At 69.8% G+C, this 26047-nt stretch carries 25 protein-coding genes; 16 read left to right on the top strand and 9 right to left on the bottom strand.

The window, feature by feature from the left end; genetic code table 11:
* The first annotated feature begins 19 nt into the window (after positions 1-19).
* The gene (locus tag AC1RRS_RS21650; RefSeq protein WP_492856956.1) at positions 20-907 is read left to right on the top strand and encodes an alpha/beta fold hydrolase; all 888 of its coding nucleotides are present in this window, start codon (positions 20-22) and stop codon (positions 905-907) included.
* Between the two features lie 22 nt (positions 908-929).
* Complete coding sequence (locus AC1RRS_RS21645) at positions 930-1061, top strand: hypothetical protein (protein WP_255580316.1); 132 nt, start codon at positions 930-932, stop codon at positions 1059-1061.
* A gap of 156 nt (positions 1062-1217) precedes the next feature.
* Here AC1RRS_RS21645 and AC1RRS_RS21640 read toward each other — a convergent pair whose 3' ends face one another.
* Both AC1RRS_RS21640 and AC1RRS_RS21635 read right to left on the bottom strand, forming a co-directional pair.
* A complete protein-coding gene (locus AC1RRS_RS21640; protein ID WP_492856955.1) occupies positions 1218-1679 on the bottom strand; it encodes an EF-hand domain-containing protein in 462 nt (153 codons plus the stop codon).
* Between the two features lie 8 nt (positions 1680-1687).
* A complete protein-coding gene (locus AC1RRS_RS21635) occupies positions 1688-2470 on the bottom strand; it encodes a DUF4198 domain-containing protein (protein ID WP_492856954.1) in 783 nt (260 codons plus the stop codon).
* A 162-nt stretch (positions 2471-2632) separates the two neighbouring features.
* Here AC1RRS_RS21635 and AC1RRS_RS21630 point away from each other — a divergent pair, with 162 nt between their 5' ends.
* The 6 genes from AC1RRS_RS21630 (at position 2633) to AC1RRS_RS21605 (ending at position 9476) form a co-directional block, all read left to right on the top strand.
* Positions 2633-4858 carry a TonB-dependent hemoglobin/transferrin/lactoferrin family receptor gene (locus AC1RRS_RS21630; protein ID WP_492856953.1) on the top strand — a complete coding sequence of 742 codons (2226 nt, stop codon included), beginning with the start codon at positions 2633-2635 and terminating at the stop codon, positions 4856-4858.
* Between the two features lie 242 nt (positions 4859-5100).
* Positions 5101-5706, top strand: a complete 606-nt coding sequence (locus AC1RRS_RS21625) for a YqaA family protein (RefSeq protein WP_110119330.1) — start codon at positions 5101-5103, stop codon at positions 5704-5706.
* Positions 5703-6257: a disulfide bond formation protein B gene (locus AC1RRS_RS21620; RefSeq protein ID WP_492856952.1), complete on the top strand. Its 555-nt coding sequence runs from the start codon at positions 5703-5705 to the stop codon at positions 6255-6257. The genes AC1RRS_RS21625 and AC1RRS_RS21620 overlap by 4 nt, the downstream gene beginning before the upstream one ends.
* Before the next feature lie 2 nt (positions 6258-6259).
* Positions 6260-6832 (top strand): demethoxyubiquinone hydroxylase family protein, encoded by a 573-nt coding sequence (locus AC1RRS_RS21615; protein ID WP_492856951.1) that lies wholly within the window; start codon positions 6260-6262, stop codon positions 6830-6832.
* A 268-nt stretch (positions 6833-7100) separates the two neighbouring features.
* On the top strand, positions 7101-8876 hold the full coding sequence (locus AC1RRS_RS21610) for a M1 family metallopeptidase (protein ID WP_492856950.1): 1776 nt from the start codon (positions 7101-7103) through the stop codon (positions 8874-8876).
* A gap of 81 nt (positions 8877-8957) precedes the next feature.
* Positions 8958-9476, top strand: coding sequence for a VanZ family protein (locus tag AC1RRS_RS21605; RefSeq protein WP_492856949.1), 519 nt, complete (start codon positions 8958-8960; stop codon positions 9474-9476).
* A 12-nt stretch (positions 9477-9488) separates the two neighbouring features.
* On the opposite strand, the gene AC1RRS_RS21600 is transcribed toward AC1RRS_RS21605, so the two are convergent.
* Complete coding sequence (locus AC1RRS_RS21600; protein WP_110119337.1) at positions 9489-9773, bottom strand: hypothetical protein; 285 nt, start codon at positions 9771-9773, stop codon at positions 9489-9491.
* Between the two features lie 154 nt (positions 9774-9927).
* Between AC1RRS_RS21600 and AC1RRS_RS21595 the strand changes: the two genes are divergently transcribed.
* On the top strand, positions 9928-10767 hold the full coding sequence (locus AC1RRS_RS21595) for a carboxylesterase family protein (protein ID WP_492856948.1): 840 nt from the start codon (positions 9928-9930) through the stop codon (positions 10765-10767).
* 198 nt (positions 10768-10965) lie between these two features.
* Here the strand turns inward: AC1RRS_RS21595 and AC1RRS_RS21590 are convergent, their stop codons facing one another.
* From AC1RRS_RS21590 to AC1RRS_RS21580, 3 genes are all read right to left on the bottom strand, one after another.
* Positions 10966-11232 (bottom strand): helix-turn-helix domain-containing protein, encoded by a 267-nt coding sequence (locus AC1RRS_RS21590; RefSeq protein ID WP_487290974.1) that lies wholly within the window; start codon positions 11230-11232, stop codon positions 10966-10968.
* A 117-nt stretch (positions 11233-11349) separates the two neighbouring features.
* Entirely contained in the window at positions 11350-11817 is a 468-nt protein-coding gene (locus tag AC1RRS_RS21585) for a hypothetical protein (RefSeq protein WP_110119340.1), read from the bottom strand.
* Between the two features lie 41 nt (positions 11818-11858).
* Entirely contained in the window at positions 11859-14591 is a 2733-nt protein-coding gene (locus AC1RRS_RS21580; protein WP_492857013.1) for an ATP-dependent DNA helicase, read from the bottom strand.
* Positions 14592-14826: 235 nt separating this feature from the next.
* Here AC1RRS_RS21580 and AC1RRS_RS21575 point away from each other — a divergent pair, with 235 nt between their 5' ends.
* A complete protein-coding gene (locus AC1RRS_RS21575; protein ID WP_492856947.1) occupies positions 14827-15168 on the top strand; it encodes a hypothetical protein in 342 nt (113 codons plus the stop codon).
* Positions 15169-15272: 104 nt separating this feature from the next.
* Positions 15273-16454 carry an alpha/beta hydrolase gene (locus AC1RRS_RS21570; protein ID WP_492856946.1) on the top strand — a complete coding sequence of 394 codons (1182 nt, stop codon included), beginning with the start codon at positions 15273-15275 and terminating at the stop codon, positions 16452-16454.
* A gap of 18 nt (positions 16455-16472) precedes the next feature.
* On the opposite strand, the gene AC1RRS_RS21565 is transcribed toward AC1RRS_RS21570, so the two are convergent.
* Both AC1RRS_RS21565 and AC1RRS_RS21560 read right to left on the bottom strand, forming a co-directional pair.
* Entirely contained in the window at positions 16473-16937 is a 465-nt protein-coding gene (locus tag AC1RRS_RS21565) for a DUF3429 domain-containing protein (protein WP_233248228.1), read from the bottom strand.
* A gap of 287 nt (positions 16938-17224) precedes the next feature.
* Positions 17225-20206 carry a peptidoglycan-binding protein gene (locus AC1RRS_RS21560; RefSeq protein ID WP_492856945.1) on the bottom strand — a complete coding sequence of 994 codons (2982 nt, stop codon included), beginning with the start codon at positions 20204-20206 and terminating at the stop codon, positions 17225-17227.
* A 201-nt stretch (positions 20207-20407) separates the two neighbouring features.
* Here AC1RRS_RS21560 and AC1RRS_RS21555 point away from each other — a divergent pair, with 201 nt between their 5' ends.
* Positions 20408-20620, top strand: a complete 213-nt coding sequence (locus AC1RRS_RS21555; protein ID WP_110119342.1) for a hypothetical protein — start codon at positions 20408-20410, stop codon at positions 20618-20620.
* Here AC1RRS_RS21555 and AC1RRS_RS21550 read toward each other — a convergent pair.
* On the bottom strand, positions 20595-22253 hold the full coding sequence (locus AC1RRS_RS21550; protein WP_492856944.1) for a phosphatidylglycerol lysyltransferase domain-containing protein: 1659 nt from the start codon (positions 22251-22253) through the stop codon (positions 20595-20597). The two genes, AC1RRS_RS21555 and AC1RRS_RS21550, sit on opposite strands and share 26 nt — an antisense overlap.
* A 190-nt stretch (positions 22254-22443) precedes the next feature.
* Here AC1RRS_RS21550 and AC1RRS_RS21545 point away from each other — a divergent pair, with 190 nt between their 5' ends.
* From AC1RRS_RS21545 to AC1RRS_RS21530, 4 genes are all read left to right on the top strand, one after another.
* Positions 22444-23652, top strand: a complete 1209-nt coding sequence (locus AC1RRS_RS21545) for an acyl-CoA dehydrogenase family protein (RefSeq protein ID WP_492856943.1) — start codon at positions 22444-22446, stop codon at positions 23650-23652.
* A 31-nt stretch (positions 23653-23683) separates the two neighbouring features.
* A complete protein-coding gene (locus AC1RRS_RS21540) occupies positions 23684-24295 on the top strand; it encodes a 2-hydroxychromene-2-carboxylate isomerase (protein ID WP_492856942.1) in 612 nt (203 codons plus the stop codon).
* A gap of 1 nt (position 24296) precedes the next feature.
* The gene (locus tag AC1RRS_RS21535) at positions 24297-25430 is read left to right on the top strand and encodes an acyl-CoA dehydrogenase family protein (RefSeq protein ID WP_492856941.1); all 1134 of its coding nucleotides are present in this window, start codon (positions 24297-24299) and stop codon (positions 25428-25430) included.
* Between the two features lie 84 nt (positions 25431-25514).
* Positions 25515-26018, top strand: coding sequence for a pyridoxamine 5'-phosphate oxidase family protein (locus AC1RRS_RS21530; RefSeq protein ID WP_492856940.1), 504 nt, complete (start codon positions 25515-25517; stop codon positions 26016-26018).
* Positions 26019-26047 lie beyond the last annotated feature (29 nt).

Genomic DNA, 26047 nt, shown 5'->3' with positions numbered 1-26047 from the left:
CTCACACCGGAGACGAAAGATGCGCCTTCTGTCCACGCCCGTTCGGGCGATCGCGGCCACATGCCTGCTGCTCGCCGCTCCCGCCATGGCCCAGCCCGCCGAGACCTTCGTCGAGGTCGAGAACGGACGCCTGGCCTACGAGACCTGCGGTCGGGGCGAGACCACCCTGGTGCTGCTGCACGACGGCATACTGCACAAGGCCGCCTTCGACGCCGCCTGGCCGGCCCTGTGCGAGCGCTACAGGGTCGTGCGCTACGACCGGCGCGGCTTCGGCGCCTCGACGCCCGCCGCCGCGCCCTACCAGACGGTCAGGGACCTGGAGGCGGTGATCGCCGCCCTGAAGATCGAGCGGCCGGTGCTGGTGGGATCCTCCGCCGGAAGCGGCCTGGCCGTCGACTACGCCCTGGCCCATCCGGACGGCGTCTCGCGCCTGGTGCTGGTCGGACCCTTCGTGGCCGGGTTCAAGCCCTCGGCCGGCTTCATCGCGCGGGGACTGAAGCTGATGACCCTGTTCAAGCTGGGCGACATCGAGGGCGCGGCGCGCGATCCCTACATCCTGACCAAGGACGCGGACGCTCAGCGCCAGTGGGTGGTGGATCAGCTGAAGGCCCATCCGGGCAATATCGGCGCGAACCAGAAGGAGCGCTTCGCCATCGACGCCAGGCCGCTCCTGGCCGAGATCAAAGTCCCGACCCTGATCCTGGTCGGCGAGGTCGACATCGAAGACGTGCAGGACCAGGCCAAGGCCCTGGAGGCCGCCCTGCCCGACGCGAAACGCGTCGTGGTCCCTGCCAGCGGCCACTTTCTCTATCTCGAGCGCCCCGAGGCCTTCGCGCGAGCGATCGAGGACTTCATCGTCTCCAACGCAAGCGTGGCTGGACAATCCGCCAGGATGGAGATCAATTGATATTGCAATCTGGAGACGATCAATGACTCGGCGCGACCGCTCGCTGGCCCTGCTCTACGCCATCGCCGCCTTCCTGGCGCTGAACGTGCTGATCGGCGACGAGGTGCGCGGTTTCAAGGACGGCCTGGTCGCTGGCTTCAGCGACGAGCGCTAGGTCGGTCTGGGGTATCGCCCCCGGCTCCTCAAGGGGATGAACGGAGCCGGGGGCGGCGGCGGCCCGCAGCCCCCCAGGCTTTGGCGGAGCGGTCGCGAGGACCGCTCACGCGTCAGGCCGCCGATCTCAGTTGGTGTTGGCTCAGTTGGTGTCGGCTCAGTTGGTGTCGGCGGGGATCGGGTCGGCCGCCGAGACGGTCCCGTCCTTGTTGGTGTCGTGGGTCACGAACATCCGCCAGCCCGAATAGGCGAACTCGGCCGGGGTGATCGCGCCGCTCTTGTCGCTGTCGAGCACGCCGAAGCGCACGTCGGCCTGACGCATCTGGCGCACGCGCTCCTCTTCCTTCTTCTCGGCCGTGTCGGGCGAGGCGGCGAGGCGCTTTTCGAGGCGCGCCTTGAACTCGCCGACGTACTCTTCCTTGGACAGCGAGCCGTTCTTGTCGGCGTCGATCGCCTTGAACAGCTGGTCGCGGGTGATGACGAACTCTTCCTTGGTGACGACGCCGTCGCCGTTGACGTCCTGTTCCTTGATGAAGGTGTCGCGGGCGTGCGAGGCGGCCAGGGCCGGGGCGGAGACGGCGGCCAGGGCGGCGGCCAGGATCAGGCTCTTGCGGATCATGTCGGTTCTCAACGCAGGGATTCGAAGGTCAGGGAATAGGTGTGGCTCTGGCCGGGCTGGCCTTCGGCGGCCGGGGCCACGCGGTAGCGGGCCTGGATCTGGTAGACGCCCGAGTGGTCCGGCTTGATCTCGAAGCGGCCCTGGGCGTCGCTCTTGACGGTGACCGGGGCGGCCTTGACGTCGGAATAGCGGTCGTTGCCGCCGGTCAGCGTGACTTCCTGGCCGGCCACCGGCTTGCCGTCGTACAACACCACGAACTTGGCCGGCTGGCCGGTGGTGATGTCGCTGGGATGGGTGACCGCCTGGAACTCCAGGCCCTTGCCGACCGGGGCCAGGGCGGCCGTGCTCGGCGCGCCGCGGGTCACGTAGACGTCGGCGGTGGTGATGCTCTGCATGTCCACGACCTGGACGCCGGCCGGCGCCTTGCCCGGCTCCATGAACTCCCATTCGCCCTTGATCAGGGCGGCCTTGCCGACGCGGCCGACGCGCTGGCCGGTGGTGATGCGGTAGGTGCCGGCGGCCTCGACCGGGGCCTCGACCAGCGCCATCTCGCGCAGGTAGGTCGGGGTCAGCGGCTTGCGCTGGCCGTCCGGGCCGACCACGGCGTAGGTGTCCGACTTCATCGCCACTTCAGGCGTGAAGAAGGTCTCGGTGAACGAGCCCTGCACGGTGACGATCTTCCGGTCGGAGACGTCGAAGGTGCTGGGCAGCATGTAGGGCGAGTGGGCGTGCGCCAGGCCGGCCAGGCCCAGGCCCGCCAGCAGCGCCGCCGAAGCGAGCATGGTCTTCATCGGAATCCCCCTTCCAGGACGATCGGTCGTTGCAGAGGCTCCTATTGCGGATGAATCTAAGAATCAATTGCAAATAACTTGACCAGGCCGCCAGACGGTTTTAGCACGCTCCCAACGAATGCGAACAATTCGCATCAAGGCCGACTACCTGGGGGTTCTTCCTTGTCTCGCAACACGCTCTTCTTCGCCGCCGCATCCGCCGCCGCCCTGCTCTGCTCGGTCGCCGCCCACGCCGCCGACGCGCCTGACGCCCCTGCGGGCGACGTGGCCGAACTCGACAAGATCACCGTCACCGCCACCCGCGGCGAGAAGTCGGTGCTCGACGTCCCGGCCACCGTCACCGTGACGACCAGCCAGGAGATCGAGGACGCTCTGGTCGAGGACGTGAAGGATCTGGTGCGCTTCGAGCCGGGCGTCTCGGTGCGCAGCGCGCCCTCGCGCTTCACCGCCGCCGGCGCCTCGACGGGCCGCGACGGCAACGCCGGCTTCGCCATCCGGGGCCTCGAAGGCAACCGCGTGCTGATCATGGTCGACGGCGTCCGCATCCCGGACAGCTACGCCTTCGGCGCCCAGTCAGCCGGTCGCGGCGACTATGTCGACGTCGACGTGCTGAAGTCGGTCGAGATCGTCCGCGGCCCGGCCTCGGCGCTCTACGGCAGCGACGGTCTGGCCGGCTCGGTCAGCTTCTTCACCAAGGACCCGGCCGACATCCTGCAGGGCAAGGACTTCGCCGCCCGCGGCCGCGTCGGCTATTCGTCGGCCGACGAAAGCTGGAGCGAAAGCGCCCTGGTCGCCGGTTCGACCGGCCGCTGGGAAGGCCTGCTGGCCTACACCCGCCGCGACGGCCACGAGACCGAGACCCAAGGAACCAACGCCTCGCGCACCGTCGCCCGCACGGTCGCCAACCCCGAGGACAACCAGTCCAACGCCGTGCTCGGCAAGCTGGTCTTCAACCTCGACGACCGCAACAAGTTCACCCTGACGCTCGACCACCTGGACCGCGACATCGACTGGAACGTGCTGTCGGCGATCGCGATCAGCCCGACGGCCTCGACCTCGGTCATCGGCCTGACGGCCTTCGACAAGATGCGACGCGACCGCGTCAGCCTGTCCCACGCCTTCACCGGCGGCGACGGCTTCATTGAGAGCGCCCGCACCACCGCCTACTACCAGAACAGCACGACCCGGCAGTACTCGGCCGAGGATCGCAACACCGCCGCCGACCGCACCCGCGACGCCAAGTTCGACAACGAAGTGTTCGGCGGCGCGCTCGAGCTGGTCAGCAAGGCGGAGCTGGCCGGCGCCGAGCACCGCATCGTCTGGGGCGCCGACGCCTCGCTGACCCAGCAGCAGAGCCTGCGCACGGGCACCGTGCCGCCGGCCGGCGAAACCTTCCCCAGCCGCGCCTTCCCGACCACCGACTACACCCTGGTCGGCGCCTATGTGCAGGACGAGTTCGCGGCCGGTCCGGTCACCTTCTACCCGGCCCTGCGCTACGACTACTACAAGCTGGACCCGAAGAACGACCCGCTGTTCACGGCCAACACCCCGGTCGGCCAGAGCGACTCGCACGTCTCGCCCAAGCTGTCGGCGGTCTGGAAGGTCGACGACCTGATCAGCGTCTTCGCCAACGCCGCCAGCGGCTTCAAGGCTCCCGCCCCGTCGCAGGTCAACAACGGCTTCTCGAACCCGACCAGCTTCTACACGGCCATCTCGAACCCCAACCTGAAGCCCGAGACCAGCCGCAGCTTCGAACTGGGCGTCCGTCTGCGCCGTCCGACCTGGAACCTCGGCGTCACCGGCTTCACCGGCAAATACGACGACTTCATCGAGCAGGTGCAGGTCAGCGGCGCGTTCACCGCCGCCAACCCGGCCGTCTATCAGTACGTCAACCTGGCCGAGGCCGAGATCAGCGGCGCCGAGGCCCGCGGCGAGGTCCTGCTCGGCGACAATTGGCGCCTGATCGGCACGGCCGCCTACGCCCGCGGCTTCTCGACCAACACCGCCGGCGTCAGCACGGCGCTGCAGTCGGTCGATCCGGCCAAGTTCACGGCCGGCCTGTCCTACCGTGACCCGGCCGGTCGCTTCGGCGGCCAGTTCAACGTCATGCATGTGCAGAAGAAGTCGTTCGACAGCCTGGGCGTCACCTGCTCGGGGACCTGCTTCGCCCCGCCGGCGTTCAGCACCGCCGACCTCACCGGCTACTGGAACGTCACCCAGGCCGTCACCGTGCGCGGCGGCGTCTTCAACCTGACCGACGAAAAGTACTGGTGGTGGAGCGACGTGCGCGGCGCGACCACCACCCCGACCGCCACCCAGCCGGTGGTCGTCGACGGCTACACCGCTCCTGGCCGCAACTACAGCGTCTCGCTGGCGGTCAAGTTCTAGAGGTCGCTCCCCCGACCTCTTTCGAGACGCGCGGTCGTAATGTTGCGGCGACCGCGTGGCCCCGTCCTCCTCCGCGCCATGTCGGCCCGGCGCCTGGAGGACGGGGCGTTTTCGTATCTGGAACGCCCCTTCGCGCCCGCCTTCGCATCGCCTTGAAAAGAACCGCAACACACCGGCGCATCGGCCGGGACAAGCGCCCCGCCCCCTGCTAGCAACGGCGCGTTCCGCAAATGGGAGTCCGCATGCTGCGCCGCCTCTACGACTGGGTCATGGGCCTCGCCGCCTCGCGCCACGCCCCTACCAGCCTGTTCGCCGTCTCCTTCGCCGAAAGCTCGTTCTTCCCCGTTCCGCCGGACATCATGCTGGCCCCGATGGTGCTGGCCCGGCCCGACCGCGCCTGGCGCTACGCCGCCCTCTGCACCCTGGCCTCGGTGCTCGGCGGCATCGTCGGCTACGGCATCGGCTTCTTCTTCACGGCCGGCGCGCAGCAACTGCTGGCGATGCTGGGCAAGCCGACCGCCCTGGCCGACGCCGAGTGCTGGTACAATCAGTGGGGCTCCTGGGTGATCATCGCCAAGGGCTTCACCCCGATCCCGTTCAAGCTGGTTACGATCACCTCGGGCCTGCTGCACTTCAGCTTCCCGATCTTCGTGGCGGCCTGCACCGCGACCCGCGCCGGACGGTTCTTCCTGGTCGCCTTTGTCGTCAAGAAGTTCGGCCCCACCCTGCTGCCGGTGATCGAGCGTCGCCTGGCCCTGGTGGCCGGCGGTTTGATCCTGCTCCTTGTCATCGGTCTCGGCGCGAGCCATTTCCTGGGGGGAAGCAGCGGAGGCGCGTGCGCCGGATGACCACCGACACCCCGATGATCCAGGCCGGCCCTCTCGTTCCCAAGCGCCCGCCGCTGGACTGGGTCGCCCGGCACTGGCCGGTCCTGGCCCTGGCCGCCAGCGCCATCATGCTGGGCGCGGCCCACGCCTTCGAGACCTTCGGGGGCCTGGCGCCCTGCCACCTGTGTCTCAAGCAGCGCGAGGTCTACTGGGTCGCCGGAACCGTCGGCCTGATCGCCGCGATCCTGCAGCGCACCGCCCTTTGGCCGCGCCTGCGCGCGCCGGCCCTGTGGCTGCTGGGCGCGATCTTCCTCTACGGCGCGGGCCTGGCGGCCTTCCACGCCGGGGTCGAATGGAAGTGGTGGCCCGGCCCCACCACCTGCACCGGCGGCGGCCTGGCCACCTCCGACGACCTGGTGGCCATGCTCAAGGGCGCCAAGATCGCCGCCCCGATGTGCGACAAGGCCGCCTGGGTGTTCCTGGGCCTGTCGATGGCCGGCTGGAACGCCCTCGTCTCGCTGGGCCTGGCCGTCGTCTCGGCCTTCGCCGCCCTTCGCAAGCAGGAGGCCTGAACATGAGCGCCGCCGAGCAGAAAGCCGTCCCGCCGCGTCCCGGCCGCGGCGCCCAGGCCGCCCGCCTGGCCGAGATCCTGCGCGTCGACCAGGCCGGCGAACTGGCCGCCGTGCACATCTATCGCGGCCAGCAGGCCGTCATGAAGCACGCCCGCGGCCGCGAACGCATCGCCGAGCAGCTGAAGGAAATGGAGGGCCACGAGCAGGTCCACCTGTCGCGCTTCGACGAACTGCTGGCCGAGCGCAAGGTGCGCCCCACCCTGATGTCGCCCCTGTGGCGGCTGGCGGCCTTCACCCTGGGCGCCGGCACCGCCCTGATCGGCGACAAGGCCGCCCACGCCTGCACCGAGGCCGTCGAGTCGGTGATCGAGAAGCACTACGCCGGCCAGATCGAGGAGCTGAAGGACCGCGACCCGGCCCTGGCCGCCGAGCTCTCCAAGTTCCGCGACGACGAGTTGATGCACCGCGACCTGGCCATCGAGGAAGGCGCCCACGAGGCCCCGGCCTATCCCCTGCTCAGCGCCGTCATCCAGACCGGCTGCAAGGTGGCCATCAAGCTCAGCGAGAAGATCTGAAAGACCCCTCTCTCTGAGAGAGAGGGAGGGGCCCACGCCGAAAGGCGTGGGAGGGTGAGAGGTTTCACCGCTGGCCGGAAAACCTCTCGCCCCATAGCTGACGGCCCGCGCCGACGGACCAGCGCTTCGTTCGGAAAGTTTGTTACCTCTCACCCTCCCACCGCTTCGCGGCGGGCCCCTCCCTCTCTCAAAGAGAGAGGGATTCAATGGCTTGGCCTTCGCGCCCGCCTCCCCTACCGATGGACCCTGTCCATCGCGGGGAGTCGCCTTGCCCATCACGACCGTCCGGGCCGCCGCCCTCGTCGCCGCCCTGCCGCTGCTGATCGCCGCCGCGCCCGCCGCCAAGCCGTCCAAGGCCGTGAAGCCGCTTCGCGCGCCGCCCACCGCCCAGACCCTGGCCACCGGCGGGGCGCTGAAGCCCGACCAGGCCGGCGTTCGCATCGAACATGTCGACCTCTCCATCGAGGTCTTCCCCGAGCGCAAGGCCATCGCCGGCGAGGCCGTGCTGGCCCTGCGCGCCGATCGCGACCTGCCCGCCATCGTCCTCGACCTGGACCGCGAACTGCCGGTGTCGGCGGTGTCGCTGGACGGCCGCGCCCTGCCGGCCTCGGCCTGGCGCAATCCCGACGGCCGCCTGACCATCACCCCGCCGGCGCCGATCGTCGCCGGCCACCCGGTCGCCGTGCGCATCCGCTATGGCGGCGTTCCCGTGGAGGCCAAGCGCGCGCCGTGGGACGGCGGCTTCGTCTGGGCCAAGACGCCCGACGGCCGCCCGTGGATCGCCACCGCCGTGCAGGGCGAGGGCTGCGATCTCTTCTGGCCGTGCATCGACCATCCGACCGGCGAGCCCGACCTCGTCGACCTGCGCGTCACCGTGCCCGCCCCGCTGTCGGCGCCGTCGGGCGGGGTGCTGGTCGACATCAGGGAAGAGGCCGGCAAGCGCACCTTCCACTGGCGCATCAAGACCCCCAACACCTACGCCGTCGCCCTCAACATCGGCCCCTATGTCCAGCTGAAGGACACCTACAAGAGCCGCTTCGGCGACAGCTTCCCGATCGAGTTCTGGACGGTCGAGGGCAACGAGGCCAAAGCCCGCGGCCTGTTCTCCCAGTTCGCCCCGATGCTCGACTTCTACGAAGGGATGATCGGCCCCTACCCGTTCCGTAGCGAGAAGATGGGCGCGGTCGAGACCCCGCACCTGGGCATGGAGCACCAGACCCTGAACGCCTACGGCGCCGGCTACGCCCAGGAAATCTACGGCTTCGACTGGCTGCTGCACCACGAGCTGTCGCACGAGTGGTTCGGCAACCAGATGACCAATGTCGACTGGGACGACATGTGGCTGCACGAGGCCTTTGGCACCTACATGCAGCCGCTCTATTCGCAGTGGCTGCACGGCGACATGGAATACATGGTCCGCCTGAACGAGATGCGGGTGAAGACCTTCAACAAGTTCCCGATCGTCTCGGGCAAGCCGATGGAGGAAGAGGCCGTCTACGACGCCAAGGTCGGGCCAGGGACGGACATCTACTACAAGGGCGCCAACATGCTGCACACGCTGCGCGGCCTGATCGGCGACAAGGCCTTCTTCCAGGCCACCCGGGTGCTGGTCTATGGCCGCCCGGACCCGAAGCCCGGCAACTTCGCGCCGCGCTACGCGGTGACCGGCGATTTCATCAAGGCGGTGAACGACGCGACCGGCGCCGACTACGGCTGGTTCTTCGACGCCTATCTGCGCCACGCGCAACTGCCGGACCTGGTCGAAACCCGCGAGGGCGACGATCTGGTGCTGGCCTGGAAGACGCCCGCCGGGCGCTTCCCGATGCCGGTCGAGGTCAAGGTCGGCGACAAGACGGTCACTCTCCCGATGGCCGACGGAACGGGCCGTGTGCGGGTGGCGGGCGCGGTTCCGGTGATCGTCGATCCAGGCTCGAAGGTCCTGCGACGCCAGCCCTATCTGGAGGCCTACCACGCCTGGAAGACGGCCAAGGACGCCAGCGACAAGGCAAAGACCGATGCGGCCAAGGCCGCCAAGCCGAAATAGTCATCTTCCGTTGACCGTGTTCCTTCACGGTTTGCGAGGCATGCGGCCTTAGGACTCAGGTCTCCACCGCGAGCCGAGTCCATGCTGACGCCCAACCATGTCGTGACCGCCGCCAAGGCCGTTCTGTTCGTCGGCGCGGGGACCGCCGTGACCCTGATGCTGGGCCCGTACCAGGGCCTGGAGCAGGTGTTCGGCCTCAGCGACAAGGCCGCCCACGCCCTGGCCTTCGGCGGGCTGACGGCGGTGTCGTTCCTGGCCTTCCCGCGCATGCGCCGCAACGACCTGGCGGTCGCCGCGATCCTGCTGGGCGCCAGCATCGAGGTCGCCCAGTTCTTCGCCCACCGCAGCGCCAGCGTCACCGACCTGGCGGCCGACGCCGTCGGCGTGGCGGTAGTCTATCTCGCCAGCCACATCGAGGCCGTGCGCCGCGACGCCCGCGAGCGCGGGGCCATGGATTTCGCCGACATCTCGGCCCAGAAGAACCGTCGCCGCCGTCGTCGCGGCAGCGTGGTCATGCCCGCCGCGGAATCGGCCGAAGCCGAGAGCGCCCGCGGCGGCTTCGCCGCCCGCGCCACCGCGCGGTTCCCGCGCGGGGCCTGAGGCTCTAGCGGATCAGGTGATCCGCTTGACGCTGACCGGGTCGCTTCCCGGGAAGCTCTCTTCCAGGCCCTCGTCGAGCAGGGCCTCCTGACGGCTTTCCGAGCACTCGACCTTCTCGGCCAACTGGTCGTGCTTCTCGCCCTCGGCCAGCGGCTTTTCGGCCAGCTTGGCATGCGGCGCCTCGATATGACGGTCCTCGGGCTTCAGCTTGGCCTCCGAAGCCGCGTCGGCGGTGCTGGACGCCGTGCCGTGCGTGAAGTGGCGGCCGTCTTCCTGATGATGCTTGTGACCGATCATGATCGGCTTCTCCCGTTCTTCGCCTCAAGGGGCGTCGGGAAGTAAACCCGCCGACCAAGGTGAGGGTTGCTCCTCGATCTAGAAACAGGCCAGGCCAGAAACAGGCGAACGTCGACCACCAGACAATCGCCGCGAAGCGCGCTATGCAAACCAGATGCAAAAGTCGCTTCCGCTGCTCGCCTGTCTCCTGCTCGGCGCCTGCGCCGCCACGCCGACACGCGCGCCGGGTCCCACGCCGAGCCTGGCCGTCGAGACCCGCAGCTACGCGACCACGCCCCTGCCCGCGCCGGTCGACCTGCCGCCAGTGGAGGCCTTCGCCGCCGCCGACTTCACCGCTCCGGACGGCGTGCGCCTGCCCTATCGCCTGCTGTCGCCCAACACCAAGGAGCGCCTGCCGCTGGTCGTGGTGCTGCACGGCTCGGGCGCTGTGGGCGACGACAACAAGGCCCAGATGGGCGCCTTCGCCCGCAGCTGGGCCCGCCCCGAGACGGCCAAGGCCTTCCCGGCCTTCGTGCTCGTCCCCCAGGCCCCGACCCGGACGGCCGACTACGCCAAGGGCGCCGACCATCTGCTGGCCTCGCGCCCGGGCGCCAGCCTGCCGGCCATACTGGCCCTGATCGACGATCTGACGACCCGTCTGCCGATCGACACCGACCGCATCTACCTCGTCGGCTTCTCGATGGGCGGTTCGGCGGCGATGAACGCCGCGGCCACGCAGCCGGGCAAGTTCGCGGCCGTGGTCGCCTTCTCCGGCGTGCCGCCCGAGCGCGCCCGCGCGGCCAAGGTCGCCCCGACCCCGGTGCTGATCGTCCACGGCGACAAGGACCGCGAGAACCCCTACGCCCCGGACCTGGCCTGGGCCGCCGCCCTGGCCGACGCCGGCGGCGCGGTGCGCTTCGTCTCCTACCGAGGCATGGCCCACGTCGTGCCGCCCGACATGATGCACGATGCGGCCTGGCGCGAATGGCTGTTCGCGCAGAAGCGAGGGAAGTAGGGCTTCCCCTCTCCCCTCACCACTCCATCCCGTCATTCCCGCCCTTGTGGCGGGAAACCCTCTATCGGCCGCAGGTGCGGACGGGACGACGTGCCGAGCACGTCGCTTGCACCTCACGTGTGAGCGGAACCAGGGGTTCCCGCCACAAGGGCGGGAATGACGAGATGATTTGGTAGGCGCTGTGGAGGCGGCCCGCCCCTAAAGCCCCGCCCGCGTCAGCGCCTCGCGCACCACCTCGGGCGCGTGGTCGATGACCCGCAGATAGGCCAGCATGGCCGCGTCGGGGCGGGCCTCGCCGTGCTCCAGCTCGCTCAGGGTCGGCAGCGGAATGGCGAAGGCGCGGGAGAATTCGGCCTGCGAGAGACCGCTGCGCCAGCGCACCGCCTGAACCAGGGCGCGGGAAGACCGGACCTCGCTGGGCGCGGCCTTGTCGTCGATGGCGAGATCGGTGGTGGTCACGGCCATAGGATCGCTCCCTTCGCTGCTCTTCTCCCCACGGCCTCTCTATACCCGCTCGATTGCACAAATTCGACGGTCGGGAGTCGTCAATACGACGGTTCGGAGGCTAGCGCGGCTGCGAGCTTACCCCTGGGGCTTGGCCAGCAGCGCCCGCGCCTTGACCTCGACCGCCTCGACGCCCTTCAGCGGGTCGCCGGCGTCGTCGAGGATGTTGGAGAAGCGCTTGAGGTCCTGGGTGCTGATCCGCTTGATCTTGCGGTCGCGGGCCCATTCCATGCCGATCATCTGGCCCAGCTTGCAGGCCTTGGGCAGCAAGGCCGGCTTCTCGGACGCGCCGCCCTTGTTGATCAGCTTGGTGACGATGTCGTTCCAGTTGGGCGAGCCGGGGAAGCACAGCGACAGATCCTGGCAGTTGCCCGTCCAGAAGCGCTTGTACCAGCGGGCGTGCTCGTCGTTCTCGAACCGCAGGCTGCGGGTGGGCTGGACCACGTTCAGGCAATCGCCGCGCACGAACTCCTGCGCGGACGCGGAGCCGGCCATCACGCCGGCGAGCAGCAGGGCCGTCGCCCCGATCGGAAACCGCAACTTCATCCTCCTGATATCCTCCCCCCAGGAGGATCATCACGCCGCCTTTAATCCCGCGCTTCGGACAGAAATGCGGCCGTCGCTTCAATGACTTCGACGAGCGTGAGTCTCTCTATCGTCACCCCTTCGGGCAGGCTTGAAAAGAGCCTGGTGGGGGCGGCCGCATCCAGCATGACGAAGACGCCGCGATCGTCAGCCCGGCGGATCAGACGACCGAAGGCCTGGCTGATGCGGGCGCGGGCGATGGAATCGTCATAGCCCTTGCCGCCGAACTTGGTCCGCCTCGCCTTGTGCAGGATGTCCGGACGCGGCCACGGCACGCGGTCGAAGACCAGCAGGCGCAGGGACCGCCCCGGCACGTCCACGCCATCCCTGATCGCGTCCGTGCCCAGCAGGCACGCGTCCTCCTCGGCCCGGAAGATGTCGACCAGGGCCCCGGCTTCCAGCGGATCGACGTGCTGGGCGTAGAGCGGCAGGCCCTTGTCGGCCAGCGGCGCGGCGATGCGCTCGTGCACGGCCTTGAGCCGGCGGATGGCGGTGAACAGACCCAGCGCCCCGCCATTGGCCGCCAGGAAGAGCTCGCGCATGGCGGCCGAGACCTGCCGCGCATCCTCCTTGTTGACGTCGGTGACGACGAAGGCGCGGGCGTTCTTCTCGTAGTCGAAGGGCGAGACCAGGCGCAGCACCTTGGGCGGCTGCGGCAGGCGGGCCGCGCCGGTGCGCATCTCGGCCAGGGCGAACGGGTCTTCGAGCGCCGGATCGACCAGGGTGGCGCTGGTCACCAGCACGCCATGGGCGGGGGAAAGCACCGCCGCGCGCAGGGGCTCGGTCGGATCCACCCAGTGGCGGCGGCAGGCGGCGTCGACGACGCGGCCATAGAGGAAGGTCGCCTCGAACCAGTCGACGAAGTCGGGGTCGTCCTCAGCGTCCTCGTCGATGGCCTTGAGGATCGAGCGCCAGGCCGGCAGGGTCATGCGCGCGCGGCGGTCCAGGCCCCGCAGCGCGCCTTCGATGCGGGCGCGTTCGGACGGCCCCAGGTGCTCGGCGTCCTCGTCGAGCACGTCTTCCAGCTGGCGGGCCAGGGCCAGCAGCGGGGCCTCGATCCCGGCCAGGGCGCGGGCGGCCTCGCCGGCCCGCTCGCGCACCAGTTCGACGGCCGGGCGGGCGGCGCACTGCATGCCCTGCTCGGGCGTGCCGCGCTCGCTGGAGCGGGCGCGCAGCTGCTCGATGACCGCCACGAGATAGTTCTCGATTGGCCCGATCGGATTGACCTGGCCGTCCGGCGGCGCGATCCGCCCCGACCAGCCCTCGCCCGGCAGGGCGGTGGCGGCCTGGATCACGGCGCTCAGAGCCTGGCGGGCGCTTTCCTTGTCGCCCAGGATGTCGAGCAGCCGGGCCTCCAGCCCCCTGCCCCGCCGCCCGCGCCCTTCCGGGCCCCGGATCCAGCGGCGCAGCTCGGCGGCCTCGGCGCCGGAGAGCGCGGCGGAGAAGGCGCTGTCGGCGGCGTCGAACAGGTGGTGGCCCTCGTCGAACACCACCCGCTTGACCGCCGTGGTCTCGTTGTCGCCCTTCAGCCCGCGCGCCGCCCGGGCGCCGTCGAAGGCCGCCTGGGTCATGACCAGGGCGTGGTTGGCGATCACCAGGTCGGCGCGCTTGGAGGCCCGCACGGCCTTCTCGATGAAGCAGACGCGATAGTGCTGGCAGCCGGCGTGGATGCACTCGCCCCGGCGATCGACCAGGTTGGCGGCGCTGGCTTGAGCAGACGGCGGCACGGAGAACAGCGTCGGCAGCCAGGCCGGATAGTCGCCGCCGGTCATGTCGCCGTCGCGGCTGACCCGCGACCAGCGCGCGGCCAGGGCCAGGCCCACGAGGTCGCCATTGCCCAGCTGGGCGCTGTTGACCTGCTCCTGCAGGTTCAGCAGGCACAGATAGTTCTCACGCCCCTTGCGGACCACGGCCTTGCGGGCGCGCACCAGGGCGTCGGGATAGATGGCGGCGCTCTCGCGCTCGATCTGGCGCTGCAGGGCGCGGGTATAGGTGCTGATCCACACCGACGGCCCGTTGGCCTCGGCCCAGACGCTGGCGGGGGCGAGGTAACCGAGCGTCTTGCCGACGCCGGTGCCGGCCTCGGCCAGCATCATGCGTGGTTCACCCTCGCGCTCCCTCGGCTGGAAGGCGTAGGACGTCTCGCGGGCGTAGGTGTCCTGGGCTTCGCGCACCTCGTCCAGGCCCGCGCGGGCCAGCAGCGACTTCAGGCGTTCGGACGCGGCTTCGGGGTCGATCGGACGCGACAGCGGCTCGCCGACCGGCGCCTGGTCCTCCCACTCCACCAGCCGCGACCAGACGTCGAGGCCGGAGCTGCGGAACTGGTTGCCGACCGGAACCGAGCGCAGCGCGCCGACCACCGCGGGGCCCCAGGCCCAGCCGGCCCGGGCCAGGGTCTCGGCCACGGCCAGGGCCTCTTCCCGCGAGGGGCGGGGCGTCAGGGCCAGCTCGCGCAGCAGGGCGTCGGCGGCCTCGCGCAGGGTCTGGGCCTGGGCGGCCGCGCCGCGCGGCTCGGGCAGGCCCAGGGCCATGGCCAGGCCCACGGCCGACGGCGCGCAGAAGGTCGCCGGCCGGGTGAAGGCGTAGAGCTCCAGCACGTCGAAGATCGCCGGGCTGCGGAACGGCGCGTGCAGGTTCAGGCGCTTGGCGGTCATGGCCGCGTGGGCCACCAGCACCGGCCCGTGCTCGAAGAGATCGCGGGCGTCCGGCGGCCGGATCAGGCGGCCCTCGCCCATCCCGTCGGCCACGCCGGCGCGCGGGCCCGGCAGCACCACCAGGGCCGGGGCAAGGTCAAGACTCGAAGGAAGGGCGCTCACGGCCCGCTGATTAACACTTCGCGGCGGGGAAACGAACGGGCAACTGCGCTCCTCTTCGTCGGCCGGCGCTAGCTAAGCCTTTGGATCGTCCGCGCCTCATGCGGCGTTAGCGCGGAGAATTCACCCGTACGCCCACTTGGGGAGACCCCGCCCGATGCGCCCGCTAATCCCGAGTCTGGCCCTGCTTCTGGCGCTGTCGGCCTGCGCCAGCAATCCGGCCCCGCGCGACACCGTCGCCAGGCTGGACCCGAGCCAGCCGCGCTACGACACCGCCAAGTGCCGCAAGGCCCGGGCCGAGGCCGAACAGTACAACGACCACCGTATCGTCCGCGCCGTCGTCGGCGTCGGCGGCAATGTCGTGGTCCCCTTCGCCGGCGCGGCGGCGGGCACGGCGCTGAGCCACCGCCTGGAGAAGAAGAAGGCCAAGCTGAACCACGCCGTGGCCAAGGCCTGCCTGGACGATCCCCTGGCCCAGAAGGCGGTCGCGGCGCGGTGAGACCCCCAACTTAACCTTAAGTTGATTAATGACCAGACACTCCGAATGTGATGTACTGCTCCTGCGACGGGCGCGCTTGCCGCCGTCGGCTCTGGGGGGAGCAAATGTCCACGTATCGTTTGATCGTCGGCCTTGTTCTGGCGGCCGGCCTCTGCGCCTGCACACCTGACGTCAAGGACCCTCCGTCGGCCGGCGGGTCGGGTCAGCCCCAGCCCCAAGCCAACGCCAATCCCAAGGGCGACGGGGCGCAGAAGCCCGCCGCCACCGAAGCCGACCATCAGGCGCAACTGCAGAAGATCGCCGACCACATCGCCGACGATCCCACCCTCGGCGTCTTCGTCGCCACCAATCGCCAGTTGCTAGACCGCACCCAGAAGAGCTTCTCCGACCGCAACAGCCGGAGTCTGACCTATGGGATCGCCTACCAGCAGGTCGCCGCCGTCGAAAACGGCGTGGCGCCCAAGCGCTACGGCCGCGATTTCCAGTTCGCGAAACCCGGCGAATTCTTTGATCACATCGCCGAGCGCCAGGCGGAAGCCAAGCTCTATCCCAAGCACGTGATCGTCTTCGTCCACGGCTTCAACCAGAAGCCAGGCGACGCGATGTCGACAGCGATCGCCGTCAAGTCGCTTCTGAGCTTCGACGGCCCGCTGGTCCTGTTCATGTGGCCGAGCAAGGGCGGGTCGGTGACGGACTATCGAGCTGACCGGCTCAAAGCCGAAGCCTCGAACAAGATGCTGGCCGGCCTGCTCTGCCAGTTGGCCAGCCGCAACCCAGGCGCCAAGATTACGATTCTGGCTCACAGCATGGGCAGCTACGTGACTTTCAATACCTTGGAAGACTTCACGACCAGCTGTCCGGCCAATCCACGCCTGAACGCGCTTGTGCTGTTCTCGCCGGACCTGCCTCTGACCATTGCGGAAAACAGCGTTCAGGACGTAACCGCGCGCGTGGGCAGCACCACCGCATACGTATCCGAGCGCGACTGGGCGATCACGATCTCGGAAAAGTTCTGGGAGGTCGAGAATTTCGGGCTCGTGCATCGCAAGACCCCGACGGTGCTTTCCGGCATCTCCTCGATCAACGTCTCGGCCCTGCAGTCGTGGCTTGACCCACGCTTGGGCCACGATTCCTTCGCCTACACCCAAGTGATCGACGACACTTCTCGTCTGTTGAAGGACGGCCAGACCGACCCCGTCCGGCGCAGCATCATGAACCGCAAGGTCACGCGCTCCGACAACGGACAGGCCTACTACGTCATGGACGGGGCTCGGAGGGGGTTCTGACCCCCATCGCGGAGCCCTCTACAGCGCCAGGGCCTGCTCCAGGGCGAAGGCCAGCGACAGGGCCGCGCCGGTGGTCAGCAGGGTGCGCAGGCGGGGACGCCAGGCGGGACCCTCGTGGCTGGTGACGTCCCACAGCCACTGCAGCAGGAACACGAACAGGAAGCCGGAAAGCTGCCAAGCGGCGCCGAAACGCTCGGCCCCCAGCATCAGCGCCACCCCGGCCAGCGGCGGCAGCAGCGACAGCGCCAGCGTCAGCCAGCGCGGACGGATATGGTCGATCTCGAGCCCGCAGCGCACGCCGCCGAGATAGGACAGCATGGCCGTCGAATAGGCCAGCAGAGCCACCAGGGCCGGGCCGCGCTGCGAGACGGGGCCGTAACAGAACAGGCCCGAGGCGGCGACGAAGGGAACCAGGGTCGCCAGGCCGAACACCCATACGGTGCGCGGAACCGGCACGCGCTCGCTCACGTGATCCGTCGTCAAGATCAGCACTCCTTCGGAAGGCTCGAGAGCCATCCCCCCACCCCGTCTGCGGCCGTCGGCGTCCCGCCGGTCGCGTAACTCACAGCAACGATAGACCAGACCGCGCGTCGAATTGTTTCACCCGTCGCGGGTTTGCGTCGAAACGATGACTATCACCTAGGTCGGCGCGCAGGTCCACTTGGGATGCACTGGGGGATGCACTCGGGGATGCGGCAGGTCCGTAAAAACGAAGACGCCCCCGGGACCTGGGTCCCGGGGGCGTCGTCTGGATCGGATGCCGCTCGGGCCTAGTAGGCCGAGAGCCGCTTCAGGGTCTCGCCGTCCAGGCCGCCGGAGGTCGGCAGGCTCTGGTCGCGCTGGAAGGCCTGGATGGCCATGCGCAGGGCCGGCGACGACGCGCCGTCCTGCGGACCTTGATAGTAGCCGAGGCGCGACAGGGCGCGCTGGGCGGTGGCCATGCCGGCCGACGGCGCGGCGGCGGCCGTCGCCACCAGGGTCGTGCGCGGCGCGGCGGCCAGGCGCGAGCGGAACGACTCGGCCGAGCGTTCGGCGATGCGCTGGCTTTCCGGGGTCAGCTGGCCGCGCAGGCGGGTCGCCTGGGTGCGGGCCTCGCCGTCGCCGGCGCGGGCCGCGATCAGGTACCAGCGATAGGCCTCGGCCGGGTTCTGGGCGACGCCCGTGCCCTTTTCGTACAGCCGGCCCATGTTGAACTGGCTGTCGACCAGGCCGGCCTCGGCCGCCTTGCGGAACCAGTTGGCGGCCGTCGTCCAGTTCTGCGGGCCGCCCTGGCCGCGCGAGGCGAACAGGCCGACATTGTGCATGGCGCTGGCGTCGCCGCCCTGGGCCGCGCGCTCGTACCAGCGGCGGGCCTCGGTCGGATCCTTCTTCAGGCCGCCCTCGCCCATCTCGTACATCTTGGCCAGCACGAACTGGGCCTTGGGCAGGCCGAGGTTGGCGGCCTTGCGCAGCGGGGCGATGCCGGCGCGGTCCTTGGCTTCCAGCAGGCTGACGGCGTCGGCGAACAGGGCCTCGCCGGTGTCCACGGCCGGCTCGGCGGCGGGAGCCGGCGTCGGCGCCGTGACGGTCGCGGCCGTGGTCTGGGCGACCGGGGCCACCACCGCCATGGCCACGCGCGGCTGGGCCGGGGTGGTGTCGGCTTCGGCCGACTTGATCTCGACGTCGGAGGCGCGGCCGGCGATGGCCTTGGCCACGCGGTCGTTGACGCCGACGCCGTCGCGATCGGTCTTCAGGGTGGCGGCGCCCATGCCCACGCCCAGCACGGCGGCGCCGCCCGAGACCAGCAGGGCCGCGACCAGGGTCGACGAGGCGCCGCGCTTGGACTTCTTGGGCAGAGCCTTGCCGAAACCGGCGAACAGCGACTTGGCCGGAGCCTTCTCGGCCTTGGCGGGCTTGATCTTGGCCTTGCTCTCGGCGCCGGCGGCCGCGGCGCGGGCGGCGGCGCGGGCCTGCTCGATGACCTCGCGGGTCGACATCGGGCGGGTCGAGACCGGGGCGGCCTGCGGCTCGGGATCGAAGGCGTCGGCCTCGAAGGCCGGCTCGCGGACCGGCGGGGTCACGGCGAAGCCGTCGGCGGCCTCGAAGTCCTCGTCGGCGAAGCCGGGCGCTTCGGGCTCCTCGATCGGGAAGTCGGGCTCGAACGCGGCGGGGGCGCTGAAGGCCGGAACCGGAGCCGGGACGGGGGCGGCGGCCGGCGGGAAGCTCGGCTGCGGGAAGGTCGGCTGCTCGAACACGTCCTCGCTGACGGCCTCGCCGCCGAACGAGAAGCGGTCCTCGCCGAAGGGCGAGTGCGCCGCGGGAGCCTGGCGGACCAGCGCCGGCGCGGGAGCCGGGGTCTCGGCCAGGCGACGCTGGGCGTCGGCCAGGCGGGTGTCGATCTTCTCGCGGGCCTCGTCGAGCAGGCGCACGGTGCGCTCCTCCGACTGGCGGATGCGGTCGATCAGTTCCTGCGAGCTGCGCTCGGCGCGCTGGTTCAGGCGGTCGGTAACCCTAACCACCTGGTCGCCGACATCGTCGATGGCCAGGGCGTTGCGGCGCTCCGAGGCGCTGATGCGCTCGGCCAGCTTCTCGGTGATGCGGGCGATCTCGACGCCCAGCTTCTCCAGGGCCTGAGCCTGGACGCTGTCGTTGCGATTGAGCTTGTGCTCGACGCTGGCGGCGATGCGCGCCACCTCGCCGCCGACCTGCTCGATGGCGTTGGCCTGGCGGGCTTCCGAGGTCTGGATGCGGCGGTTGAAGGCGTCGGCCAGGCCGACGACCTCGCGGCCCATGCGCTCGATGGCCTGGGCCGAGCGCTGCTCGGCGGCCTGGATGTGGGCGGTCATCTCGCCCAGCTTGCGCTCCATGCGGTCGAAGCGGCCGTCGGCCGTCTCGCGCAGCTTGGCGGCCATCTCGACGCGGGCGGCCTCCATCTTGGCCGACAGGCTGCCGGCCAGCTCCTCGAGGCGCTTCTGGGCGCTGCCGCCGTCGCCCTCGACGGCCGACAGGCGGTTGTCCAGAGCCGAGAACGAACCGCCCAGCGCCTGCAGCGCCTCGGCGGTGCGGGCCTCGGCGGCTTCCAGGCGTTCCTGAAGACGGGCGACGACTTCTTCCACCACGGCCGAAGCCGGGGCGGCCTCTTTAGCCGCCACCTTGGCCTCCAGCGAAGCCAGGGTCTCGCGGGTGCGGCTTTCGCCTTCATACAGGTGGTTGGCCACGCGGCCGACGGCGCTTTCCAGCGCGCGCAGGGCCTCGGCCGAGCGCGGGCCGGCGGCCTCGTTCTCGACGCGACGCAGGCGCTCGGCGTTGCGGGTCTGCTCGCTCTTGATCTCGTCGGCCAGGCCCTCGAAGCGGGCGGCGACGGCGATCTGTTCGCGTTCGGAGCTCGACAGGCGCTGCAGAGCCCCGCGCACCGACTGGTCGATGCCGGTGATGGCCTGGGCCGAACGGGCCTCGGCGGCCTCGATGCGCTGGGTCAGACGGTCGAGCGCCGTGGCCATCCGGCCCACCTCGTCGGCGGGATGCTCGGGAGCCTCGATGCGCGGCGGCGCCTCGACGCGGTCGGCCTCAAGGTAAATAGCGCGGCCGTTCGAACGGCCAGTATCGTTAACGGGATCGGCGGGCGGAGCATCGAAACCGGCGGAATCGCCTTCGATGATCATCCGGTTCAGCCACTCACCGAGGGTCATGCCCGAGCGACGGGCGAGGTCCTTGGCGACCTCCCGTGCTTTCGGGTCAATACCCTTTACGCTCCATGGAGCCGCGGCAGTCATGCGAATCGTTCTCCCCGCACCTGGGGACCCACGCTAGTCACCGATTCCTAGCGTGTAAACGCGACCGAAACGCTAGATGTAGCGTTCCTGTGGACAGGTTAACAGACACAGTTACCAAGGTATGTACAGAGGATTCGGTTCCCGTGTGTTAACGCGCATTAACCTATTGCCAGGCCGATTGTCGCAGGCCATTTCGCGGCCATGGACATGATCCCGACCCTGATCGCGGGCGCGACGACGATCGCCCTGACCGTGCTTTTCGGCTGGCTGGGCGCGCGTCCTTCCAACCCCGCAAGGGGTCCGCGCATGGCGCCGTGGCGTCCGCTGATGATGGTGACGGCGGTGGCGACCCTGCTTCTGGCCGCTCACGCGCTCAATCTGCTGGGCTTTAAGACGGGCGACCCGCGCTATTAGGTCGCGGCCGCTTGGTCAGTCCGGAGACGCCGCCGGACGACATCAGGCCGATGTCGGCGAGCAGAAACGGGATCGCCCAGCGACGAGGTGCCGCAATGTAGCGCGGCTGCCAGACCGGATCGTACTTGTCCTTGTAGCGTCGCACGCCCTGGAAATTGTAGATTCCCTCGCCGCGCTCGTAGAGCAGACGGCCCACGCGCGACATGATCGGGGCCAGCGGGCGGTCGTCCAGGCCCGCCAGCGGGGCCATGCCGAACTCGAACGCCGTATAGCCCTCCGCCTTGCCCCATTGCAGGAGCTCGACGAACAGGTAGTCCATGATGTTCTTGGGCGCCTCGTCGGAGTAGCGCATCAGGTCCATCGAGAACGAGGCCTTGTGGGCCGTGGTCCACAGGGTGGCGAAGGCGACGATGCGGCCTTCCGAGCGCACCAGGGCGACCGGGAACTCGGCGACGTAGCGCGGGTCGAAGCCGCCCATCGAGAACTGCTTCTCGCCGCCGGCGTGATGGGCCAGCCAGGAGTCGGAGATCACCCGCAGTTCGGCCATCACCGTCATGGCGGCGCCGGCCGGGATCATTTCGAACGCCGCCCCGCCCTCGCCGGCCTTGCGCCAGTTGCGGCGCAGGACTTCGCGACGGCGGCCGGCCAGGGAGAAGCTCTCCAGCGGCACCACCGCGCTCTCGCCGGTCTTCTGGATGGCCAGGCCCAGATCCACGGTGTCGGGCAGGTCCTCGGGGCCGAGCGCGTAGAAGCCGGCCCGCGCCGCATGGGCGTCGGCCAGCTCGCGGAAGCGCCAGAACAGCTCCATGCGCTCGTCGTCGCGCCCCACGGGCGGGCCCATGGCGATCCACGAGCGGCGGCGCACGCCGAACATCAGGAAGCTCTCGCCCGAGGCCGAGAACAGGAAGCGCTTGTCGCCCAGCAGGGCCAGGTTCGAAGCCGGCTCGGCGGCTTCCGCCTTGGCCAGGATCGCCCGCACGCGGTCGAAGTCGGGATCGGTGTCGTCCACGACCGGCGGTGTCGCCGGCGTGGCGATCAGTCGCCACAGGCCGATGCCCATCAGCACCACCGCCGCGGCGATCGACGAGCGGATGGCCCGCGCGGCCTCCTTGTCGCCCATGATCCGCATCCACGAGCGGTCGGCGTATTCGGTGTGGTGGAACATCCACCAGCCCAGGAAGGCCGCCCCGCCGATGGCCGCGGCCGCCGACAGCAGCCAGCCGGGCGTGATCTCCATCCGCGACAGGGCCGCCTTGCGCGGGAAGGCCTCATGGAACGGCACGATGGCCAGGAAGAAGGCGCTCAGCGTCGCCGTCTCTTCCCAGTTCAGGCCCTTGAAGATCGCCAGCACCGCGCCGGCCGCCAGCATCACCAGGGTCGCCCACCAGGCCGCATCCAGCCTAGCGCGCAGGCCGAAGGCCAGCAGCACCAGAACAAGGCCCAGGATCGACGAGACGAAGTGGCTGATCTCGATCAGCGCCGACGGAGCAAAAGCCAGCAGGATGGCGAAGCGCGTGGGTTCCGACGGCGTCGCGCCCGAGGCCAGCAGCAGCACGCCGGCCGAAGCGGCCAGGATCGCCGCCAGCGTCGGCGCGATCGCCAAGGCGGCGGGTCTCAGTTCTGGCGCGGACATCAAGACCCCTGATCGGCGAATCCCGGACCGGGAAACGTCATCGGCGCTTCTATAACGCCTTCGGGACGTTCCCGTCGCGCGTCGCGATGCGAACGATTGTTTGAATCGACTTGCTCCCAGCGTTCCGTGGCGTAGTCTGCCCTCCGAAGCGGGCCGACAAGCGCCCGAGACGTACCAGGGAGCCCCCGCCATGGCCGACTTCGGCGCCACCGAACTCGACACCTTCCGCGCCGAAACGCGCGCCTGGCTGGAGGCCAACTGCCCGTCCTCCATGCGCACCCCGATCGCCGACGAGAAGGAAGCCCCCTGGGGCGGCGCCAGGGCGCAGTGGAAGAACCCTGAGGCCAAGCTCTGGCTCGATCGCATGGCCGACAAGGGCTGGACCGCGCCGATGTGGCCCAAGCAATATGGCGGCGGCGGTCTCTCGAAGGCCGAGAACAAGGTGCTGGAGCAGGAGCTGCGCCGCATCAAGGCCCGCCCCGCCCTGATGAGCTTCGGCGTCTGGATGCTCGGCCCCGTCCTGCTGGAATACGCCACCGAAGAACAGAAGCAGCGCTTCCTGCCCGGCATCGTCCGCGGCGAGACCCGCTGGTGCCAGGGCTACAGCGAGCCGGGCGCCGGCTCCGACCTCGCCGCCCTCCAGACCAAGTGCGAGGATAAGGGCGACCACTGGCTGATCAACGGCCAGAAGGTCTGGACCAGCTACGCCGACCAGGCCGACTGGATCTTCTGCCTGGTGCGCACCGACACCTCCAAGAAGCACGAGGGCATCTCGTTCGTGCTGTTCGACATGACCTCGCCCGGCGTCGAAGCCCGCCCGATCAAGCTGATCAGCGGCTCCTCGCCGTTCTGCGAGACCTTCTTCGACAATGTGAAGGTCCCCAAGGAGCAGCTGGTCGGCAAGGTCAACGGCGGCTGGGAGATCGCCAAGCGCCTGCTCCAGTACGAGCGCCAGAACATCAGCGCCTCGGGCTTCGGCGGCAACGCCGGGCTCGACGTGGCCGAAGCCGCCAAGACCCACGTCGGCGTCGACGCCGAAGGCCGCATCGCCGACGGCGACCTGCGCACCCGCATCGCCGCCCACAAGATGGACGCCCACGCCTTCCTGCTCACCGTCCGCCGGGCCGAAGCGGAGTCCAAGACCGGCTCGGGACCCAGCGCCGCCGTCTCGATCATCAAGTACGCCGCCGCCAAGATGAACCAGGAGCGCACCGAGCTGCTGGTCGAGGCGCTGGGCCTGCAGGGCCTGGGCTGGGAAGGCGAAGGCTTCACCCCCGACGAGATCGCCGCCCTGCGCGCCATGCTGCGCGCCAAGGGCAACTCCATCGAGGGCGGCACCAGCGAGGTGAACCTCAACGTCGTCGCCAAGCGCGTGCTTGGCCTGCTCGATCACCAGTGACAGCCTTCCGCCAGATAGCGGGAGACCTCCGATGATCGAGTTCTGGTACGAGTTCGCCTCCACCTACTCCTACCCCGCCGCCATGCGGGTGGAGGCCCTGGCCGAGCAGGCCGGGGTGGCGGTGCTGTGGCGACCGTTCCTGGTCGGCCCGCTGTTCCACGAGCAGCAGGGCCTGACCGACAGCCCGTTCAACGCCTTCCCGGTCAAGGGCGACTACATGTGGCGCGACCTGGCGCGGGTCTGCGACCGCGAGGGCCTGCCGCTGCACCATCCCAGCCAGTTCCCGCGCAACGGGCTCCTCGCGGCTCGCGTAGCGATCTGCGGGCTGGAGGACGGCTGGACGCCGGCCTTCAGCCGCGCCGTCTACCAGGCCAACTTCGTCGACGACCTCGACATCTCCAGCCCCGAAGTGCTGGCGCCGCTGATCGCCGGCGTCGGGGCCGGACCCGAGCACGTCCTGGCCGCCGCCGGCTCGACCCCGGTCAAGGACCGGCTGAAAGACCACGTCCGTCAGGCCCGCGAGCGCGGCCTGTTCGGCGCCCCTTCCTTCGTCACCGCCGACGGCGAGCTCTTCTGGGGCAACGACCGTCTCGAACAGGCCCTCGAATGGGCCGTCCGCCATCAAGACCCGGAGCAAGCCTGACATGGCCGTCCTGACCGAAGAACAGACGATGCTGCGCGACGCGGCCCGCAGCTGGGCCCAGGAGAGCGCTCCGGTCTCGGCCCTGCGCAAGCTGCGCAACGAGGGCTCCAAGCAGAGCTTCGATCCGGCCGCCTGGGGCGAGATGGGCCAGATGGGCTGGGCCGGCGTGGTCGTGCCCGAGGCTCATGAGGGCTCGGGCTTCGGCTATCTGGGCCTCGGTTTGATCCTTGAGGAGACCGGCAAGACCCTGGCCGCCTCCCCGCTCCTCTCCACCGCCCTGATCGCCGCCTCGGCCCTGGAGCTCGGCGGCTCCGACGCCCAGAAGGCCGCCTGGCTGCCGAAGATCGCCGCCGGCGAGCTCGTCGCGTCCCTGGCCGTCGATGAGCACGCCCACCACAATCCGACGCGGATCGACCTGGAGGCCGAGTACAAGGAGTTCGGCGGCTACGCGATCAACGGAACCAAGACCTTCGTTCTCGACGGCGAAGCCGCCGATCTGCTGATCGTCGCCGCCCGCGCGCCCAATACCAGCGACACGGACGGGATCACCCTGTTCCTCGTCCCCGGCGACGCCCCGGGCGTCACCCGCACTCACCTGTCGCTGGCCGACAGCCGCGGCGCGGCCAGGATCACCTTCGACAATGTCGAGGTCGGCGCCGACGCCGTCCTCGGCCAGGAAAGCCACGGCTGGGCGATCCTCGAACCCGTGCTCGACCGCGCCTATGCGGGCCTGGCCGCCGAGATGCTGGGCACGGCCACGGCCGCCTTCGAGGTCACCCTCGACTACCTGAAGACCCGCACCCAGTTCGGCCAGGTGATCGGAACCTTCCAGGCCCTGCAGCACCGCGCCGCCAAGTGGTTCACCGATCTGGAGACCACCCGCTCCTGCGTCGAGGCCGCCCTGGAGGCCTTCGACGCCGGCGCCGACAGCCGGGCCCTGGCCTCCCTCGCCAAGGCCAAGGCCAGCGAGGTGCTGCACCTGGCCTCCAACGAGATGGTCCAGATGCACGGCGGCATCGGCATGACCGACGAGCACGACGCCGGCCTCTACATGAAGCGCGCCCGCGTCGCCGAGGCCCTGTTCGGCGGGGCCTCGTTCCACCGCGACCGCTACGCCCGGCTGATGGGCTTCTAGAACGAGGCGGGCGGGACCTTCACCCTGGGAACCGCCCTCCCCGCGACCGGTTCTCCTGCCCTACCCACAACGGCAGGAGCCCCCATGAGCACCGACCCCAACGACAAGGCCGCTGTCGAAAAGCGCCTCTGGAAGGAAATCGACGACGCCCGCTTCGGCATGCTGGGCCTCGTCCACAGCCACCAGCACTTCCAGCCGATGACCGCCTTCGCCGAGCCGGAGGACGGCGCGATCTGGTTCTTCACCCGCGACGACACCGACCTGGCGCAGGCCGTCCTGGCCGACGGCGGCGACGCCATGTTCGTGGTCCAGGCCAGGGACGGCGACTTCCAGGCCTGCGTCGGCGGCCGACTGAGCCGCGACCACGACACCGCCCGCATCCAGCGCTGGTGGTCGCCCGTGGTCGCCGCCTGGTATCCCGACGGCAAGGACGACCCGCACCTGACCCTGCTGCGCCTCGACGCCCGCGACGCCGAGCTGTGGATCTCCAAGGGCGGCGCCGTGCGCTTCGCCTGGGAGATCGCCAAGGCCAACCTCACCGACCGCACGCCTGACCTCGGCGATCGGGCCCATATCGGCATCGCCTGACGTCCGACGACGGACGATCCGCGATCACG

It is taken from the genome of Caulobacter sp. GW821-FHT12A07, from assembly GCF_058807655.1.
This window is presented reverse-complemented; position numbering and strand designations above follow the sequence as displayed.

Bases quoted from the DNA above. Each gene is read 5' to 3' on its own strand.
- AC1RRS_RS21650 (WP_492856956.1), top strand. From the start codon at position 20: ATGCGCCTTCTGTCCACGCCCGTTCGGGCGATCGCGGCCACATGCCTG.
- AC1RRS_RS21645 (WP_255580316.1), top strand. From the start codon at position 930: ATGACTCGGCGCGACCGCTCGCTGGCCCTGCTCTACGCCATCGCCGCC.
- AC1RRS_RS21640 (WP_492856955.1), bottom strand. From the start codon at position 1,679: ATGATCCGCAAGAGCCTGATCCTGGCCGCCGCCCTGGCCGCCGTCTCC.
- AC1RRS_RS21635 (WP_492856954.1), bottom strand. From the start codon at position 2,470: ATGAAGACCATGCTCGCTTCGGCGGCGCTGCTGGCGGGCCTGGGCCTG.
- AC1RRS_RS21625 (WP_110119330.1), top strand. From the start codon at position 5,101: ATGCTGCGCCGCCTCTACGACTGGGTCATGGGCCTCGCCGCCTCGCGC.
- AC1RRS_RS21620 (WP_492856952.1), top strand. From the start codon at position 5,703: ATGACCACCGACACCCCGATGATCCAGGCCGGCCCTCTCGTTCCCAAG.
- AC1RRS_RS21615 (WP_492856951.1), top strand. From the start codon at position 6,260: ATGAGCGCCGCCGAGCAGAAAGCCGTCCCGCCGCGTCCCGGCCGCGGC.
- AC1RRS_RS21605 (WP_492856949.1), top strand. From the start codon at position 8,958: ATGCTGACGCCCAACCATGTCGTGACCGCCGCCAAGGCCGTTCTGTTC.
- AC1RRS_RS21600 (WP_110119337.1), bottom strand. From the start codon at position 9,773: ATGATCGGTCACAAGCATCATCAGGAAGACGGCCGCCACTTCACGCAC.
- AC1RRS_RS21595 (WP_492856948.1), top strand. From the start codon at position 9,928: ATGCAAAAGTCGCTTCCGCTGCTCGCCTGTCTCCTGCTCGGCGCCTGC.
- AC1RRS_RS21590 (WP_487290974.1), bottom strand. From the start codon at position 11,232: ATGGCCGTGACCACCACCGATCTCGCCATCGACGACAAGGCCGCGCCC.
- AC1RRS_RS21585 (WP_110119340.1), bottom strand. From the start codon at position 11,817: ATGAAGTTGCGGTTTCCGATCGGGGCGACGGCCCTGCTGCTCGCCGGC.
- AC1RRS_RS21580 (WP_492857013.1), bottom strand. From the start codon at position 14,591: ATGGGCGAGGGCCGCCTGATCCGGCCGCCGGACGCCCGCGATCTCTTC.
- AC1RRS_RS21575 (WP_492856947.1), top strand. From the start codon at position 14,827: ATGCGCCCGCTAATCCCGAGTCTGGCCCTGCTTCTGGCGCTGTCGGCC.
- AC1RRS_RS21570 (WP_492856946.1), top strand. From the start codon at position 15,273: ATGTCCACGTATCGTTTGATCGTCGGCCTTGTTCTGGCGGCCGGCCTC.
- AC1RRS_RS21560 (WP_492856945.1), bottom strand. From the start codon at position 20,206: ATGACTGCCGCGGCTCCATGGAGCGTAAAGGGTATTGACCCGAAAGCA.
- AC1RRS_RS21555 (WP_110119342.1), top strand. From the start codon at position 20,408: ATGGACATGATCCCGACCCTGATCGCGGGCGCGACGACGATCGCCCTG.
- AC1RRS_RS21550 (WP_492856944.1), bottom strand. From the start codon at position 22,253: ATGTCCGCGCCAGAACTGAGACCCGCCGCCTTGGCGATCGCGCCGACG.
- AC1RRS_RS21545 (WP_492856943.1), top strand. From the start codon at position 22,444: ATGGCCGACTTCGGCGCCACCGAACTCGACACCTTCCGCGCCGAAACG.
- AC1RRS_RS21540 (WP_492856942.1), top strand. From the start codon at position 23,684: ATGATCGAGTTCTGGTACGAGTTCGCCTCCACCTACTCCTACCCCGCC.
- AC1RRS_RS21535 (WP_492856941.1), top strand. From the start codon at position 24,297: ATGGCCGTCCTGACCGAAGAACAGACGATGCTGCGCGACGCGGCCCGC.
- AC1RRS_RS21530 (WP_492856940.1), top strand. From the start codon at position 25,515: ATGAGCACCGACCCCAACGACAAGGCCGCTGTCGAAAAGCGCCTCTGG.